Annotated in this window: 18 protein-coding genes; 10 read left to right on the top strand and 8 right to left on the bottom strand. The window is 67.7% G+C overall.

Translation table 11 applies throughout. The annotated features are described in order from the left end of the window. Nucleotides 1-29 precede the first annotated feature (29 nt). The 3 genes from nrdE to E3O42_RS03640 all read left to right on the top strand — a co-directional run bounded on the left by nrdE (nt 30) and on the right by E3O42_RS03640 (nt 3,932). Nucleotides 30-2,135 (top strand): class 1b ribonucleoside-diphosphate reductase subunit alpha, encoded by a 2,106-nt coding sequence (gene nrdE, locus E3O42_RS03650; protein WP_134452589.1) that lies wholly within the window; start codon nt 30-32, stop codon nt 2,133-2,135. Between the two features lie 116 nt (nt 2,136-2,251). Then, nucleotides 2,252-3,226, top strand: coding sequence for a class 1b ribonucleoside-diphosphate reductase subunit beta (gene nrdF / locus E3O42_RS03645; protein ID WP_134452548.1), 975 nt, complete (start codon nt 2,252-2,254; stop codon nt 3,224-3,226). A gap of 424 nt (nt 3,227-3,650) precedes the next feature. Further along, entirely contained in the window at nt 3,651-3,932 is a 282-nt protein-coding gene (locus tag E3O42_RS03640; protein ID WP_134452547.1) for a helix-turn-helix transcriptional regulator, read from the top strand. Between the two features lie 125 nt (nt 3,933-4,057). On the opposite strand, the gene budA is transcribed toward E3O42_RS03640, so the two are convergent. Further along, nucleotides 4,058-4,786 carry an acetolactate decarboxylase gene (gene budA, locus E3O42_RS03635; RefSeq protein ID WP_241984607.1) on the bottom strand — a complete coding sequence of 243 codons (729 nt, stop codon included), beginning with the start codon at nt 4,784-4,786 and terminating at the stop codon, nt 4,058-4,060. Between the two features lie 29 nt (nt 4,787-4,815). Then, the gene (locus E3O42_RS18415; RefSeq protein ID WP_241984606.1) at nt 4,816-5,736 is read right to left on the bottom strand and encodes a hypothetical protein; all 921 of its coding nucleotides are present in this window, start codon (nt 5,734-5,736) and stop codon (nt 4,816-4,818) included. Nucleotides 5,737-5,938: 202 nt separating this feature from the next. Between E3O42_RS18415 and E3O42_RS03630 the strand changes: the two genes are divergently transcribed. Continuing rightward, complete coding sequence (locus tag E3O42_RS03630) at nt 5,939-6,478, top strand: universal stress protein (protein WP_134452545.1); 540 nt, start codon at nt 5,939-5,941, stop codon at nt 6,476-6,478. A gap of 36 nt (nt 6,479-6,514) precedes the next feature. Here the strand turns inward: E3O42_RS03630 and E3O42_RS03625 are convergent, their stop codons facing one another. Beyond that, nucleotides 6,515-6,808, bottom strand: coding sequence for a PLDc N-terminal domain-containing protein (locus E3O42_RS03625; RefSeq protein WP_166787885.1), 294 nt, complete (start codon nt 6,806-6,808; stop codon nt 6,515-6,517). Between the two features lie 210 nt (nt 6,809-7,018). On the opposite strand from E3O42_RS03625, the gene E3O42_RS03620 reads away from it, so the two are divergent. Then, the gene (locus E3O42_RS03620) at nt 7,019-7,678 is read left to right on the top strand and encodes a ScbR family autoregulator-binding transcription factor (RefSeq protein WP_134452543.1); all 660 of its coding nucleotides are present in this window, start codon (nt 7,019-7,021) and stop codon (nt 7,676-7,678) included. Between the two features lie 76 nt (nt 7,679-7,754). On the opposite strand, the gene E3O42_RS03615 is transcribed toward E3O42_RS03620, so the two are convergent. After that, nucleotides 7,755-8,186: an Ohr family peroxiredoxin gene (locus E3O42_RS03615; protein ID WP_174844214.1), complete on the bottom strand. Its 432-nt coding sequence runs from the start codon at nt 8,184-8,186 to the stop codon at nt 7,755-7,757. 111 nt (nt 8,187-8,297) lie between these two features. Between E3O42_RS03615 and E3O42_RS03610 the strand changes: the two genes are divergently transcribed. Both E3O42_RS03610 and E3O42_RS03605 read left to right on the top strand, forming a co-directional pair. Beyond that, on the top strand, nt 8,298-8,852 hold the full coding sequence (locus tag E3O42_RS03610; protein ID WP_134452542.1) for a MarR family winged helix-turn-helix transcriptional regulator: 555 nt from the start codon (nt 8,298-8,300) through the stop codon (nt 8,850-8,852). Between the two features lie 47 nt (nt 8,853-8,899). Beyond that, a complete protein-coding gene (locus E3O42_RS03605) occupies nt 8,900-9,268 on the top strand; it encodes a GNAT family N-acetyltransferase (RefSeq protein ID WP_134452541.1) in 369 nt (122 codons plus the stop codon). Between the two features lie 90 nt (nt 9,269-9,358). Here E3O42_RS03605 and arsB read toward each other — a convergent pair whose 3' ends face one another. Beyond that, entirely contained in the window at nt 9,359-10,471 is a 1,113-nt protein-coding gene (arsB, locus tag E3O42_RS03600) for an ACR3 family arsenite efflux transporter (protein WP_134452540.1), read from the bottom strand. Between the two features lie 96 nt (nt 10,472-10,567). On the opposite strand from arsB, the gene E3O42_RS03595 reads away from it, so the two are divergent. The 3 genes from E3O42_RS03595 to E3O42_RS18410 all read left to right on the top strand — a co-directional run bounded on the left by E3O42_RS03595 (nt 10,568) and on the right by E3O42_RS18410 (nt 12,306). Beyond that, nucleotides 10,568-10,918, top strand: coding sequence for an ArsR/SmtB family transcription factor (locus tag E3O42_RS03595; protein WP_134452539.1), 351 nt, complete (start codon nt 10,568-10,570; stop codon nt 10,916-10,918). Between the two features lie 351 nt (nt 10,919-11,269). Beyond that, the gene (locus E3O42_RS03590) at nt 11,270-12,046 is read left to right on the top strand and encodes a M23 family metallopeptidase (protein ID WP_134452538.1); all 777 of its coding nucleotides are present in this window, start codon (nt 11,270-11,272) and stop codon (nt 12,044-12,046) included. 95 nt (nt 12,047-12,141) lie between these two features. Next, nucleotides 12,142-12,306: a hypothetical protein gene (locus E3O42_RS18410; protein WP_241984605.1), complete on the top strand. Its 165-nt coding sequence runs from the start codon at nt 12,142-12,144 to the stop codon at nt 12,304-12,306. A gap of 55 nt (nt 12,307-12,361) precedes the next feature. On the opposite strand, the gene E3O42_RS03580 is transcribed toward E3O42_RS18410, so the two are convergent. The 3 genes from E3O42_RS03580 to E3O42_RS03570 all read right to left on the bottom strand — a co-directional run bounded on the left by E3O42_RS03580 (nt 12,362) and on the right by E3O42_RS03570 (nt 15,247). Then, complete coding sequence (locus E3O42_RS03580; RefSeq protein WP_134452537.1) at nt 12,362-12,724, bottom strand: CHY zinc finger protein; 363 nt, start codon at nt 12,722-12,724, stop codon at nt 12,362-12,364. A 130-nt stretch (nt 12,725-12,854) separates the two neighbouring features. Beyond that, the gene (locus tag E3O42_RS03575; protein WP_134452536.1) at nt 12,855-13,760 is read right to left on the bottom strand and encodes a DsbA family protein; all 906 of its coding nucleotides are present in this window, start codon (nt 13,758-13,760) and stop codon (nt 12,855-12,857) included. Nucleotides 13,761-13,924: 164 nt separating this feature from the next. Beyond that, nucleotides 13,925-15,247, bottom strand: coding sequence for a GNAT family N-acetyltransferase (locus tag E3O42_RS03570; RefSeq protein ID WP_134452535.1), 1,323 nt, complete (start codon nt 15,245-15,247; stop codon nt 13,925-13,927). Nucleotides 15,248-15,429: the final 182 nt, after the last annotated feature.

Raw genomic sequence — 15,429 nt, 5'->3', positions numbered from 1 at the left:
CCCCGATCAGCCCGCCGTCAGGCCTGGACATGGACTATCACTCCCTGAACGCCATGCTCAACCTGTACGGACCGAACGGGGAGATCCAGTTCGACAAGGACCGCGAAGCTGCCCGGGAGTTCTTCCTGCAGCACGTGAACCAGAACACGGTGTTCTTCCACTCGCTGCGCGAACGCCTCGACTACCTGGTCGAGAAGGAGTACTACGAACAGGCCGTGCTCGACCTGTACACCTTCGAGTTCATCACCAGTCTCAACGAGCTGGCGTACTCGAAGAAGTTCCGCTTCCAGACCTTCCTCGGTGCGTTCAAGTACTACACCTCGTACACGCTGAAGACCTTCGACGGTAAGCGTTACCTCGAGCGATTCGAGGACCGTGTCGTGATGACCGCCCTCGGCCTCGCCCAGGGCGACGAGCAGCTCGCGATCGCCCTCGTGGAGGAGATCATCGCCGGCCGATTCCAGCCCGCGACCCCCACCTTCCTGAACTCCGGCAAGGCGCAGCGCGGCGAGCTCGTCTCCTGCTTCCTGCTGCGCATCGAAGACAACATGGAGTCCATCTCCCGCGGCATCAACTCCTCGCTGCAGCTGTCCAAGCGCGGCGGCGGCGTAGCCCTGCTGCTCTCCAACATCCGTGAGTCCGGCGCGCCGATCAAGCAGATCGAGAACCAGTCCAGCGGCATCATCCCCGTGATGAAGCTGCTCGAAGACTCCTTCAGCTACGCCAACCAGCTTGGTGCCCGCCAGGGCGCCGGCGCGGTGTACCTGCACGCTCACCACCCCGACATCATGCGCTTCCTCGACACCAAGCGGGAGAACGCCGACGAGAAGATCCGCATCAAGACCCTCTCCCTCGGAGTGGTCATCCCCGACATCACCTTCGAGCTGGCCAAGAACAACGAGGACATGTATCTGTTCTCCCCATACGACGTCGAGCGCGTCTACGGTGTGCCCTTCGCGGACATCTCGGTGTCCGAGAAGTACCACGAAATGGTCGACGACTCGCGCATCAAGAAGTCCAAGATGAAGGCCCGCGACTTCTTCCAGACCCTCGCCGAGATCCAGTTCGAGTCCGGCTACCCGTACATCATGTTCGAAGACACCGTGAACGAGGCGAACCCGATCAAGGGCCGCATCAACATGTCGAACCTGTGCTCGGAGATCCTCCAGGTCAACACCCCGACCACGTACAACGAGGACCTCTCCTACGACACCATCGGCAAGGACATCTCCTGCAACCTCGGCTCGATGAACATCGCGCTGGCCATGGATGCGCCCGACTTCGGCCGGGTCGTCGACACCGCGATCCGCGGACTCAGCGCGGTCTCCGACCAGAGCCACATCGCGTCGGTGCGTTCGATCGAGAGCGGCAACGACAAGTCTCACGCCATCGGCCTGGGCCAGATGAACCTGCACGGCTACCTCGCCCGTGAGCGGGTGTACTACGGCAGCGAAGAAGGCATCGACTTCACCAACGTCTACTTCTACACGGTGCTCTTCCACGCCCTGCGCGCCTCGAACAAGATCGCCATCGAGCGCGGCACTGCCTTCGAGGGCTTCGCGGACTCGACCTACGCCTCCGGTGCCTTCTTCGACAAGTACACCGATCAGGTCTGGGCTCCCAGCACCGTGCGTGGCGCCGAGCTGTTCGCTAACTCGGCCGTTGAGATCCCGACCCAGTCCGACTGGGCCGAGCTCAAGGCATCTGTCATGGCGCACGGTATCTACAACCAGAACCTGCAAGCCGTGCCGCCGACGGGGTCGATCTCGTACATCAACAACTCGACCGCGTCGATCCACCCGATCGCCTCGAAGATCGAGATCCGCAAGGAAGGCAAGCTCGGCCGGGTGTACTACCCGGCGCCGTTCATGACGAACGACAACACCGAGTTCTACCAGGATGCCTACGAAATCGGCTACGAGAAGGTCATCGACACCTACGCCGCTGCCACCCAGCACGTGGACCAGGGCCTCTCGCTGACGCTGTTCTTCAAGGACACCGCCACGACCCGTGACATCAACCGCGCGCAGATCTACGCGTGGAAGAAGGGCATCAAGACCATCTACTACATCCGCCTGCGCCAGATGGCCCTCGAGGGGACCGAGGTTGAGGGCTGCGTCAGCTGCGCGCTTTGATTTCATAGCGAAAATAAGTCGTTGGTCGAGCTTGTCGAGACCACGAAAGCAGATCTCGTGATCTCGAGGTCTCGACAGGCTCGACCAACGGTGCACCACCACAAGAGGACTAAGAAATGATTGACAAGCTCAAGCTCGTCTCACACGTTGACGCGATCAACTGGAACAAGATCGAAGACGAGAAAGACGTCGAGGTCTGGAACCGCCTCGTCAACAACTTCTGGCTGCCAGAGAAGATCCCGCTCTCCAACGACGTGCAGTCCTGGAACCAGCTCACGCCGGTGGAGCAGCAGCTCACCATGCGAGTGTTCACCGGGCTCACCCTGCTCGACACCATCCAGGGCACCGTCGGCGCCGTCTCGCTGATCCCCGATGCGATCACCCCGCACGAAGAAGCCGTCTACACGAACATCGCGTTCATGGAATCGGTGCACGCGAAGAGCTACTCCTCGATCTTCTCGACACTCGCGTCCACGAAGGAGATCGACGAGGCGTTCCGTTGGTCGACGGAGAACGTCAACCTGCAGAAGAAGGCGTCCATCGTGATGGACTACTACCAGGGCGACGACCCGCTCAAGCGCAAGGTCGCCTCGGTGTTGCTCGAGTCGTTCCTTTTCTACTCGGGCTTCTACCTGCCGATGTACTTCTCCAGCCGCGCCCGCCTCACCAACACGGCGGACCTCATCCGCCTGATCATTCGGGATGAAGCCGTGCACGGCTACTACATCGGCTACAAGTTCCAGAAGGGTCTCGAGGGCGCCACGCAGGAGCGTCGCGACGAGATCAAGGACTACACCTTCAACCTCATGTACGAGCTGTACGAGAACGAGGTGCAGTACACGCAGGACCTCTACGACGAGGTCGGACTGACCGAGGATGTGAAGAAGTTCCTTCACTACAACGCCAACAAGGCGCTGATGAACCTCGGCTACGAGGCCATGTTCCCCAAGAGCGTCACCGACGTGAACCCGGCGATCCTGTCGGCGCTCTCACCGAACGCCGACGAGAACCACGACTTCTTCTCCGGGTCGGGTTCCTCGTACGTCATCGGCAAGGCCGTCAACACCGAAGACGACGACTGGGACTTCTAGTCCGCTCGTTCGATCCGTCACAGGCCAGGGCACCCGCGTTCACAAACGCCGGGTGCTCCGGTATCAAACCCACGGTCACCTAAGCGCGGCCGGCCGTGTGTGCACAACTCCTGCAATTCGCCTCTCGCCGGTTCGGATGTCCGCGGAATTGGGCGGCGGTGCCCGGACGGGCCTGAAAACTGCAGGAGTTACGCAACCTAGCCCGGATGGTGGCTGGGTGTCGGGCGAGCGCGAGGCAGGGCTAGGACGTGGGTGCGACCTCGGCGGCGGGTGCGGTTGCACCAACAGCTCGGTGCGGCCTCGTCGAGGATGAGCAGAGACAGGTTCGCGAGAAACGCCCTGGCGCGATGGTGAGTAGCTGGCGCTCGCCGGCTTAGACGCAGGGTTGTGATCCGGACCTGCCCGAGCGGCCTACGCTGGGGAGATGTCCCGCACCATGCGCCTGAAACCGAACGAGCTGGTCGCGGCGTGGCCGGACGGGCCCGCCCGCGACGCCATCGGGGAGGTCGCGCGGGCGTTCGCGGCGAACCTGCGGCGCGCCATCGGGTTGCGGAGCATTCGCAGTGCCGCGGAGGTCTGCGGCATGAACCACGCCACCCTCATCGGCATCCTGGAGGGGCGGGCCTGGCCGGACATGGAGACGATCGCCAAGCTCGAACGTGGGCTGGATGCGGCGCTCTGGCCGGGCCACGCGCCGGAGGTCTGACGGGTTCCTTTGGTTGCGGCACGAGGTCGGCTTGCGGGATCTCGACAAGCTCGACCCGCGAGGCGGGCGCGACCATCCGCTGATCGAGCCTGTCGAGATCCTGCGAGGCGAGCCTCGCGCGGCGCTCAGCGGTGGTTTTCGGTCTGCTCGATCTGGTCGGCGAGATTGTCTGGACTGAGGTCGGCGTACTTGAACTCGGCGGTGAGCGGCAGTTCGAGGTGCAGGTCGGTGCCGATGCAGATCTCGATGGTGCCCGAGAGCAGCGCGAAGTCGAGCACGTGACCGCCATGCTGCCGGTCAGCGTCGATGAAGTGCACATGCCCGCCGGGCACCCCGATGCCCTGCCCGTAGAGCGGGGTGCGGAAGCCCGCCACGACGCCGGTGGAACTGCCGAACTCCAGGGTCTTCTCGCCCCGGATGGCCTCCGACATGGGCTGGTACGGCTTCTCCTGCCGCTGCACCGCCCGCACCCGCACCCACTCGAACTCGCCGGTCAGTCGCACCGCGTAGAGGTAGTTTGCGCTCTGCAGACGTTCGTTGATGAGCGCCACCGCCTGATCGCGGGTGGCGGGCCCGGCGACGGGGATGGTCACCGTGGGGACGAACTCGGTGACCACGGCGAACGGGCTCAGGTCGGCGCCCGCGGCGGGCGCCACCGTGCCGTCCACCCGCATCCGGTAACAGACGCCGTCGAGGATCAGCATCTCACCGTCGAGCGCGTTGAAGGTGCCCAGGCCGAAGTCGCCGTGCTCGAGCAGGGTGGCCACGGTGGTGTCGCCGTCGTAGACGCCGTCGAGTAGGGCGCTCATGAGGCTGGTCTGGTAGACGAGATGGCGGCCGGTGGGGACGTCCACGATGGTTCCTCCTGAGCTTGACGCGGGGGTTAGAGCGACGGGATCAGCTCGGGCACCCGGCAGGGCTGGCCGAGGCGGTAGTTGAGGCAGGAGCCGAGGGCATCCGGGTACGGGTCGGGGTCGCCGGAGCCGAACCAGGCCGTGTAGAACAGCCAGAAGTTGAGGTTGCCGTGGGTGGAGCATCCGTCGCCGTCACTGTCGGGGTCGGCGAGGGCCGCCTCGTTGGGCTGGTACGGCGTGTAGTTGTACAGGTTGGCGGTGGCCTGGTTCTGGATGTCGACGGTGCTGGCGCCGCACGCGGCGTCGGGGTTGTAGCCCACCTCGGTGTCGCCGATCATGTAGGTGCGGTCGGGCTCCTGGGTGTACTGCCGGAACTGCCAGGCCGCGTTGTAGACCTGATTGAAGAAACCGAAGTACTCGGTCTCACAGTCCGCCGTGTCGGGGCAGCCGTAGCCGGTCGCGCGCAGGTAGCCGGACTCGGTGGGCCGGCTGAGCAGGGACTGCTCCTTCTGTAGCAGCACCAGCAGAACGCGGGGGCTGATGCCGCAGGCCTCGGCGACTTTGCTGAGGATGGTGCTCGCGTGTTCGTTCTCGGCGCCGCGATAGGCGGCGCAGTGGCCCGCACCGGCGGCGGGCTGGTCGACGGTGCTCTCGCGGTACTCCCAGAGGCAGGGCGAGCTGTCGCTGCGGATGCAGCTGCGGGACAGCAGGAACGACTGCACCTGCTGCTCGGTCATCGCGTCGGCGTTGAAGAAGGTGTAGTCGCTGATGATGCGGCCCGGCTCGAAGCCGGCCAGGTCGATCTCGTTCGTGGCGGTGGGCGTCGTGGGGGCCGCCGTGGCGGGTTCGGTGCGCACGGCGGCGCCGACGAGGGCCGCCCCGGCCAGGACGACGACGAGAACAGCGGCAGTCGCGAGCGCGGGCAGACGGTGGCGCTCGAAGAAGCTCATCCCCCGAGACTAGCGAAGGCGTTCGGACGCCGGGTGGGAGAGGGGCTGCGAGACCTGCGCGCCGGCACGGCGAACCGGTTGCGCGGCCGGGTCGAATTCCGCGCCGGGATGCCTCGTGCTCTTCCGGCGGCAGGCCGGGGACGGTTGAATGGAACAGAACCGTCGGAGTCGGACGATCCGCCTTCCGCGGCAGGAGGTCACCATGGATGCTGGCACGGGCACAGGCAAGGACCCGGAGGCCGATGCGGGCGATGCGGCGGCGGTGCACGCCGAGGCGGCCGCGCAGCCGGCGCAGGAGCCGGGTCCGCGCACGGGCATCGTCGTCGGGCATGACGGATCGGCGGACGCCAATCAGGCCCTGACCGTGGCCCTCGATCTGGCCGCCGGCCTAGCGGTGCCGGTGACCATCGTGCGGGCCTGGACCATCGACACGGCTCCGCGCCCGGCGAACTGGGAATTCGGCTACGTGTCGTCGTACTCCGACTACGCGGGGGCCGTGCGGGATCGCCTGATGAACGACACCCGGTCGGTCGTCGCCGAGCATCAGGGGCTCACAGTGGAGTATCGGGTGGCGTTGGGCGGTCCGGCGAAGACTCTCATCGAGGTGTCACGGGGGTCCCGGATGCTCGTGGTCGGCTCCCGGGGGCGCGGCGGACTGGCCGGGATGCTGCTCGGCTCGGTCAGCGAGCAGTGCGTGCGGCATGCGGACTGCCCGGTGCTCGTGGTGCGGCCACGGTCCTGACCGCGATGGGCGGTCGGCCGGGCTCCCGAGTGAGGGTCAGTCGACCCGCAGCCGGTTGCCCACCGCGAACCAAGCGAGCGCGCCGAACAGCGGTGCGAAGACCACCGTTAGCACCCAGCGCGTACGCGCCGGTTCGCTGAGGTGAACGGCCCGGGCGACCTGCGCGAGGGCGGCCACGATGAGCACGAGTGCCCCCAGGCCGGCCAGGACGATGAGTGTCAGGCCGATCAGCCCGCCCAGCGCGGCGCCGTCGATCGCGCCGCCGTCCAGGACGTCTGCCTGGCTGAGTGGTCCGTGCCAGGTGCTGCTGAATATTCCAGTGCTGTTCATTCGTCGGTTTCCCCTCGATCCCGGCAGATGGTGCCCGGCGGCGGCGCGGGGCGGGTGGTGCGGTCGTCGTCGGCCGGGAAAACAGGTTCCCCCCGGAATGCTCGCCCGGCCTGAGGAAAGCATACCAAACGGTATGATTCTTTGTGAGGCGATGTCGAAATTGGTCTCGGTGTTGCGCCGCGAGGCGCCCGTTTCGACTCGAGGAGCGTCATGGCCCAGCAGGCACGCGCCGTGGAAACCCGGGCGGTGATCATTCGCGCCGCCGCCGATGTCTTCGGCGCCGTGGGCTACGGCGGCGCCTCGATGGCGGACATCTGTGTCGCGGCCGGACTCACCAAGGGGGCGCTGTACTTCCACTTCGCGTCGAAGGAGGCGCTGGCCCTGGCGGTCATTGACGCCCAGCACGAGCGGGCGATCGGGCTCGGCGACGAGCTGCTGCACAGCGAACAGCCCGGCCTGCACGTGCTGCTGCGGATGGCGTTCGAGCTGGGCAAGCAGGTGCGCGACGATCCGGTGTCGCGGGCCGGCATCCGCCTGACGATGGAGTCGAGCAACCTCTCGGTGCCCGTCGTGACGCCCTACGAGGACTGGATCGCGGCCTGCGCCCTGCTGCTGCGGCGCGCGATCCTCGACGGTGACGTGCGCGCGGACGTGGATGTCGCCGCCGCCGCCCGGTTCATCAGTCCGGCGTTCACGGGTGTGCAGGTGGTCTCCGGCGTGCTCACCGGCCGGGCAGACCTGATGCAGCGGATCGTGGAGATGTGGTCGTTCGTGCTGCCGAGCCTGGTGGTGCCCGAGCGCTGGGACGCGCTGCGGACCTTGCCGGCGGAGCTGGCCGACGTCTGGGGTCAGGCCCCACCGACCGCGTGACTGTTGCCCGTGCGGACAATTGGTGCCGGTGCGCCGGACGCAATTGCCCGCACGGGACGCAGAAGCACGCTGGCGGCTAGTCCTCGTCGGTGACCACGCTCAACAACACTTTGATGTTGCCGCGGGTGGCGCGGGAGTACGGGCAGACCGCGTGCGCGGCCTCCATCGCGGCCTGGGCGGTGGCCGGGTCGGCGCCGGGGATCTGGGCTTCGATGGTGACCTCGAAGTCGAGACCGGCAGCCATGCCGCCGACCAGGTTGACGGTGAGCGTGACGGCGGACTCCGAAACGTCGACCTTGGTCTGGCGTGCGGTGGCCTTGAGGGCGTTATGGAAGCACGCTGCCCATCCGCTGGCGAAGAGCTGCTCGGGGTTGGTGCCGGGCCCGTCGTCGCCGCCCATGTCCCTGGGAATGGACAGGTCGAGGTCGAGCTTGTTGTCGCTGGTGACGACCTTGCCGGTGCGGCCGCCCCAGGAGGTGGCGGATGCGGTGTAAATGGCGTTGGCCATGATTGTCTTCTTTCGGGTAGCGCGGAGCACACTGGACTCAGCGTTCGACACCGAGCCGCAAAGTGCTTCGTATTTGAAACAATTGATTCTCACCATAACGGAGGACCGCCCATGGGAATTCCCGAACCATCCATTTCGGCCGATGAGATGCGTGCCTGGGCAGCCCTGTTCGAGACGTCGAACATCGTGCAGTACGCGGCCGACCGCAACCTGCGCGACTCGGTGGGCCTCACCCTCGCGCAGTTCGAGATCCTCCTGCGCATCGGCGAAGCCGGCACCGAGGGTCGGCGCATGACCGACATTGCCGATTCGCTCACGGTCTCCCGCAGCGGCCTCACCTACCAGGTGGGCCAGCTGGAGCGGAAAGACCTGGTCCTGCGGCAGCCGGCTCCCGACGACGACAGATCGGTCATCGCCCACATCACGCCGGCCGGCCTCGACCTGTTGAGGGAGGGCATCCCCGGCTACGTCGACCTGGTGCGAGAAATGCTCTTCGACAGGCTCAGCCACGCCGACCTGATGACCGTCACCGAGATCCTCGACGACGTGCGCCGCCAGCTCAAGGAGCAGCCGAAGCGGTCGACGTACCGGCGTGCGCGGCGCAGTGTCGCCCAGGCCGGCGCGGATGCCGGCGCGGCGGCCGGCGCGGTGCCGATCACCGAGTAGCGCCGGGAGGGGGTTGCATCAGTCGTGGCGGTGGGCAGACTGGGGTGATGAGCATTCCCACGCACGGCGATAGCCAGCCCGGCGCTGGCGAGCAGCGCACTGTCGAACTCGTCGAGGATGAGCGTCGCTACGTGCTGCTGCTCGACGGGGTGCGGGTGGGCAACACCGTCTACGCCGACCACGGTGACCAGCGGGTGTTCGTGCACACCGAGATCAGCATGAATCAGTCGGGCAAGGGGCTGGCGTCGACGCTGGTGGCCGCCGCGCTCGCCGATGTGCGGGCGCGCGGGCTGCGGGTCGTGGCGCTGTGCCCGTTCACGGCGGCTTACCTTCGTGGGCACCGCGAGTACGACGATCTCGCCGACCCGCTGACCCCGCGGCTGAAGGCCGACCTGCGCGCGGCGCAGCTGATCTAGCGCCCTCCGCGACGCCCGCGAGTTGCTCCTGTGTGGACGAGCTGCCCCGGCGCAGTCGGGCAACTCGTCCGCAGCGGGGCAACTCACGGGTCAGACGGGAGTTGGCTCCACTTCGCTGAGTTCCACCTGGCGGGGCGCCGGCTCGTGGCCGAACAGCCGTGGGCGCAGCCACAGCGACACGTAGACCAGGGCGATGAGGGCAGGCACCTCAATGAGCGGGCCAACGATGCCGGCCAGGGCCTGCCCGCTGGTGGCACCGAAGGTGCCGATGGCCACGGCGATGGCCAGCTCGAAGTTGTTGCCAGCGGCCGTGAACGCCAGCGTGGCCGTGCGGGCGTACGGCAGCCCGACCAGCCGGCCGGCGACAAAGCCCGCAGCGAACATCAGTGCGAAGTAGACCAGCAGCGGCAGCGCGATGCGCACAACGTCCAGCGGCCGGTCGATGACCTGCCGGCCCTGCAGGGCAAAGAGCAGCACGATCGTGAAAAGCAGGCCGTAGAGGGCGAACGGGCCCACCCGCGGCAGGAACCGGCTCTCGTACCAGGCGCGGCCACGGGTGGCCTCGCCGATGCGGCGGGAGAGGTAGCCGGCCAGCAGCGGGATGCCGAGGAAGACCAGAACACTGGCGGTGATTGCCCAGATGGAGAAATCGGCGCTCGTCGTGGCTAGGCCGAGCCAGGCCGGCAGCACCTGCAGGTAGAACCAGCCGAGAGCGGCGAACGCGATCACCTGAAACACCGAGTTGATCGCCACGAGGAACGCCGCGGCCTCCCGGTCGCCGCAGGCCAGGTCGTTCCAGATTAGCACCATGGCGATGCACCTGGCCAGGCCCACGATGATCAGGCCGGTGCGGTATTCGGGCAGGTCGGGCAGGAACGCCCAGGCCAGCGCGAACATCAGCGCCGGGCCCACGAGCCAGTTCAGCACCAGTGAGGACACAAGCAGGCGCCGGTCGCCGGCGACGGCGCGGGCATCCGAGTAGCGCACCTTGGCCAGGACCGGATACATCATCACGAGCAGGCCCACAGCGATCGGCACACTGACCGAGCCGATCGAGAAGGCGTGCAGCAGGTCGCCCACGCCGGGCGTGAAGACGGCAAGCAATAGTCCGAGTGCCATCGCGAGCAGAATCCAGACCGGCAGCAGCCGATCGGTGGTGCCGAGTTGCGTGGCGGCAGGAGCGGGCTGGTCGGCGGATGTCATGGAGCTCCATCGGTCACGGCTGAGAAATAGATGAACGTCGATATTGAGTGTGGCGACAGCATCGTCCGATGTCAATTCGCGTGTCAGAATGGGGGAATGGTGAACGTCGAAGTCGTGCAGGCCCCCGCGGCAGCCGACTGCTGCGCACCGCCCGCCCGGGAGACCCTCGCCGCGGACGGCGCGGAAAAGCTCGCCAAAACCCTCAAGGCCATCGCCGATCCGGCCCGCCTGCGGCTGATCTCGATGGTTGCCGCACATGACGACGCCGAGGCCTGCGTCTGCGACCTCACCGAACCCCTCGGGCTCAGCCAGCCCACGGTTTCTCACCATCTCAAAGTGCTGGTGGATGCCGGAATTCTTTCTCGAGACAAGCGCGGCACCTGGGCCTACTACCGACTCGTGCCTGGCGCCCTGGACGCCCTGGCCCGTTCGGTCGTCACCGTCTGAGCAGCCGGTTCGGCCGGACCGACCGAGCGCTCGTTTCGTAGGCCGCGCGGATGCCTGCACATGCATGCATGCACACGGATTACCCAGAAACGTGATGTAACGTCACTTACTTGCGCCCGGAGCCGACGTCGTCGCCGCGGTGTTGGATTCCCATTCGGCGGTGCCACTATCTCGGTTCCCGTCCGCTCCACGCCCTATCCGGCCGGCCCTGTTTCGTGACACGGGTCGTCGCCGGCGAGTGACCTCTCGAAGTCTGGCGGATCCGCGTCCTGCTCCCGCTCCGACCAGAAAGCTTTGTCATGCCCATTTACACAGCGCGCACCCTTGCCCACAGTTCGGCTGGGGAGGCTCATGCGCAGGCGTAGCGGATTCATCGCGCCGCCCTCCCGCCGCCGACAGGCCACCGCGGTCACCGCCATGACCTTCGTGGCCCTGCTCACGGCCGCCGGTGCGCTGCCCGCGCAGGCCGCCTACGTCGACGCCGACGGTGCCGCGGCCAGCGCGGCGAACGCATCCGTCGCCAGCAGGTTCCAGCCTGCCGCCGCGCCCGAACAGAGCGTCACCGTGTCCGCGCAGGCCCCGGTCGCCGTGCAGGTGGACACGTTCGCGGCCGAAGAGGTAGCACCGCCGCCCCCCGTGGTCGTCGCTCCCGCCGCCGCGGCCGCGCCCGCCGCTGTCGCCGCCGCTCCCACCGGGGCGAGCGTGCGCTGGCCGTTCCCCGGCTCCATCCGCATCTCCGACGGCTACGGACCCCGCTCGGCGCCCTGCGCCGGTTGCTCGACCTTCCACGACGGTCTCGACATGAACCCGGGCGAGGGTACTCCGATCGGCTCCATCGCCGACGGCGTCGTGAGCTCGGTCACCGCGTTCGACGACGGCGGCCTGGGCGTGCACGTCATGATCGACCACGTCGTGGACGGCCAGAATGTCACCAGCACCTACGCGCACATGCGCGCCGGCTCCGCCGCCGTGAGCGTGGGCCAGTCGGTCACGGCCGGCCAGGTAATCGGCAACGTCGGCAGCACGGGCCAGAGCACCGGGCCGCACCTGCACCTGGAACTGCACCTCGACGGGGTGACCGCCATCGACCCGTTCGGCTGGCTGACCGAGCACGCGGGGCCGATGTAGCCCAGCCGGTTCGGCTCCCGCCGGGCACTGGTCACCCAGAACGCACAAGCCCAGAATGGTCACTCCGGCCCGACGCCGTCTCAGACGCCGACTGGATGGCGGAGCTCCGGGCCGGGGTTCTGCGACCGGGCCTGGAGCGTCTGGGCCGCTGGGCCGCGACGCGAGTCCGCCAGCGGCTGCTGACGGCGTTCGACGCCGCCCACACCTGGGAGCGGCACGGGTTCACCCTCGAGCACGAGGACCAATGGGCGTGTTCCTGATCGCGCCGGTCGTCGCCTAAGAGGAATCCCCGGGCGTGCGGTCCCATCGGGGGAGTCAGGGTGTCGGCGGAACCTGAAAGTACAGGTGGGCGTGCACGCGGCATCCGTCGTTGAACGCCGACCCGCAGGCCGGGCAGGCGGACACGGACCGGTACGCCTCGATCGTGAGGGTCTGCCCGCAGGCACCGCAGAGGATGGCCAGCTCGGCCCACTCGGTCGGTGCCCACTGTGCGGCCGGGTGCGACTCCGTGTCGGCGTGGCACTGGAAGCACGGGTAGAACCTGTCGCAGCAGCGAAACTTGATCGCGACGATGTCGGTGGGCCCGGCGTAGTGCACGCAGCGGGTGTGCGCATCGACGGTGGCGCCGTAGACCCGCGGCCTGGCCGAGTGCTGGTCGGTGGGGGCTTCGTGCACCATGCCGTCTCCTTCGGGGTGCACCACGCGCCCATCCGCTTAGATTCGCTGACAAATGTGGCCGATGCGGACTTCTGCGCCCGGTATGCCGGTCGCAATTGTCCGCACCGGCCACAGTAGCCGAGCGCGAGGACTACTCGCCGGTTTCGGTGCCGCTGGTGTCGGTCGTCGCGGTGGCCTGCTCCATGACGAAGGTCTCGAACGCCGCGGCGTCGCCGAGGTCGCCTTCGTACTTGACGCCCTGAACGAGGACCGTCGGGGTGCCGGTGAGGGGGCCGATGTCGGTGTTGGGCAGCGGGTTGTCCAGCGCGCGGGCGCTGGCGTCGCCGACCCAGTCGCCGAACTCCTGGTCGGTGATGCAGGTGGCCACGGATTCGTCGGTGACGCCGGCCTCTTCGACGAGGCTGACGAGCTCGGCGTTGGTGAGGCCGGTCGTTCCCTCGGTGGGCTGGTTGGCGAACAGGGCACTGTTCACGTCGAGGAAGGTGTCCGGCTGGTAGTTGGCCACACAGGCGGCGGCGTTGGCCGACCGGGTGGAGTACTTGCTGCCGCTCGAGGACTGGTCGAGGATCGAGATCGGGTGCGTCTCGAGGGTGATGTTTCCCGCGGTGAGCCAGCTGGAGAGCTGGTCGCCGTTCGTGGTCTCGAACTGGCCGCAGTACGGGCACAGGTAGTCCAGGTAGACCGCGATGTTCACGGTGCTGGTGAGCTCGCTCACGTCGGTGGGCACGGGCTCGGCGTCGGCCGCGGTGGCCTCGGTCGGCACGGCGCCGATGGTGGTGCCGTCGCCCTGCATCAGGATGCCGTCACTGGCCATGTTGAGCGGCCCGGGCGAGGGCGGCTTCACGCTGCCCACGATCAGGACGGCGACGATGGCGGCGACGGCCACCAGGGCCAGTCCGATGCCGCCGCGCAGGAACCAGCGGTTGCGTGCCTCGCGCTTCTTCTGTTCCTCCCGCTGGATACGGGCGGTTTCGCGGGCCACCTCACGGCGATCCTTTTTCGGGGGGAGTGCCTGGCCGGGGGTTGTCGCGTTCATGAGCTATCTGTGCCGTTTCGTCGGGACTGGTTCTCACCTCGACGATATCGACCCGGCTTTGAGACCGGTTGTCGGGTGCTGTGAGCTAGCTGGGAGGATCGCCCTGGCTGGGCGCCCAGGACGAGCCTACGACCAGACCGGGGGGGACCGGAAACGAGCGCCGGCTAGAACCAGGTGCTCAGGTGCGGGGCGTAGGCAGAGCGCAGCGCCGTGTCCAGCCGGAGAGCGGCATCCGGGGACTTCTCAGCGATGCGGCCGGCGCGGGTGAGGTCGACGGCGCTCGTGCCGCCGAGGTACAGCGACGCCAGGTCGGCCGCCGAGAGGGCGACCTCCACGGCGCCGGCCGGGGCCGCGCCGGTGAGCGGATGTGCCTTCCCCGACCCGTCGGCGGCCACGGTGAGTAGAAACCGGCCCTGGGCGAAGCCGAGGTCATCGGTGACGTCGAGCAGGTAGTCGCCCGGTGCCGCGTAGCTGCGGGCGCCGAGCGCCACCGGAACGTCGAGGATGCGCAGCCAGAGGTGGTCGCGTTCGCTGGTCTTGCGCACGGCACGGTGGTCGGAGACCTGCCAGGCCACGGGCTCGGAGACGCTGCGGAGGCCCGCGTTGATCTCGTTGACCATGTCCATTTCGATCACGAACCGCCAGAGCGCGGCGTAGGCGTCGTCGGTCGCCGCGACGAGGTCGACAAGCTTGAGCTGGCCGGGCTGGCTCACGTTCTGCAGTGCGATCTCGTAGAGGGCGAAGCCGGCGATGGTGCCGTCGGCGTCGTCGTAGCGCACCGCACGGATGCCCCGCTTGTGCGCGTCGGGTTCGTTGGGCAGCAGGCCGAGGGCGCGCTTCCACCAGATCTCGCGGCGGTCGACCTCGCCGGGGGAGCGGTCGCGGGTGCGTTCGAAGACGGCGGGCCCGTCTGCGAGGAGCGATTCCGGGCTGACGAACTGCACCCGGCCGGCCGGGGTGGGGCCGGTCCAGTGGGCCCGTTGGGTGTCGACGAGGTAGGAGGACTGCCGAGCCGATGGGCCGAAACCATACCGGCCGTAGATGGTGGCCTCCGAGACCGTGAGCATGGCGATCGGCAGGCCGAGTCGCACGGCGGTTCGGAGCTCCGAGGTGAGCATGGCGCGGGCGATGCCCTGGCGGCGGTGGGTGGGCGAGACGGTGACCGAGCTGATGGCCCAGGTGCCCAGGGTGGTGCCGCCGGGCACGGTCAGGCCCATTTCCCAGGACCGCACCGTGGCGACCGGGGTCTCCGGGTCGGCCTGTGAGGCATCCCAGACGCCGGTGACCCTGTCGGTGGCGATGTCCTCGACCTGCACCTCGAGGGTGCCCTCCGTGGGCGTGATCTCATGGAAGCCGCGGGCATCCGCCAGCAGCCAGCGCTTGAGGCCCGCCTCGTCGGTGGCGTCGAGCACTGCCAGCCTCAGGCCGCGCTTGGTGAGGGCGGCTGTGGATTCGGGGTCGACGGGTGCGGAGGCGTTGGCATTCACCCGTCCAGCCTAGTCACGCGGTTCCCAGGTGTTCCGGTGGAGGGCGAGGCGGGTGTGCAGGGCTGGATGCCCTGCCGCGCCACCCGATTGGGGCCCACCACGACCGCCAGACGGCTGCAACGTTGTAATCAACCGGGTAAGTTCGGAAGCGAGCAGATCGACGCACCGAGAACCAGGCGGTG

Origin of the sequence: Cryobacterium adonitolivorans (assembly GCF_004402695.1) — a bacterium.
Taxonomy (GTDB): Bacteria; Actinomycetota; Actinomycetes; order Actinomycetales; family Microbacteriaceae; genus Cryobacterium; species Cryobacterium adonitolivorans.
This window is presented reverse-complemented; position numbering and strand designations above follow the sequence as displayed.